The 694-nt window shown below is 68.3% G+C and carries 1 protein-coding gene; it reads left to right on the top strand.

Features of this window, described 5'->3' with window-relative positions:
* Positions 1 to 694, top strand: a 694-nt coding sequence (locus CCN37_RS38420; RefSeq protein ID WP_305764732.1) for an amino acid--tRNA ligase-related protein, incomplete at both ends; no start/stop codon positions are given.

Raw genomic sequence — 694 nt, 5'->3', positions numbered from 1 at the left:
CTCAGAGTTCAAGGCGTTCGCCGGCAAGCACGTGCGCGCGCTCGCCGTGCCGGACGTCTCGGCCCAGCCGCGCAAGTTCTTCGACCAGCTCGGCGAGTACGCGATCGAGCAGGGCGCCAAGGGTCTGGCCTGGGTGCGGGTCGCGGAGGACGGTTCGCTGTCCGGCCCGATCGCCAAGTTCCTCACCGAGGAGAACGTCGCCGAGCTGACCAAGCGTCTGTCGCTGGCCGCCGGTCACGCGGTCTTCTTCGGCGCGGGCGAGTTCGAAGAGGTCTCGAAGATCATGGGCGCGGTGCGGGTCGAGGCCGCCAAGCGCGCCGGGCACTTCGAGGAGGGCGTCTTCCGGTTCTGCTGGATCGTCGACTTCCCGATGTACGAGAAGGACGAGGACACCGGCAAGATCGACTTCTCGCACAACCCCTTCTCCATGCCGCAGGGCGGTCTGGAGGCCCTGGAGACCCAGGACCCGCTGGACATCCTCGGCTGGCAGTACGACATCGTCTGCACCGGCGTCGAGCTGTCCTCCGGCGCCATCCGGAACCACGAGCCCGAGATCATGCTCAAGGCCTTCGAGATCGCGGGCTACGACCGTGACACCGTCGAGGAGCAGTTCGCGGGCATGCTGCGCGCGTTCCGCTTCGGCGCCCCGCCGCACGGCGGCATCGCGCCGGGTGTCGACCGCATCGTCATGCTC

Source organism: Allokutzneria sp. NRRL B-24872 (assembly GCF_002155965.1).
In the GTDB taxonomy this organism is placed as follows: Bacteria; Actinomycetota; Actinomycetes; order Mycobacteriales; family Pseudonocardiaceae; genus Allokutzneria.
Note: the sequence above shows the minus strand (reverse complement) of the source record. Positions and strands in the feature narration are given on the sequence as shown.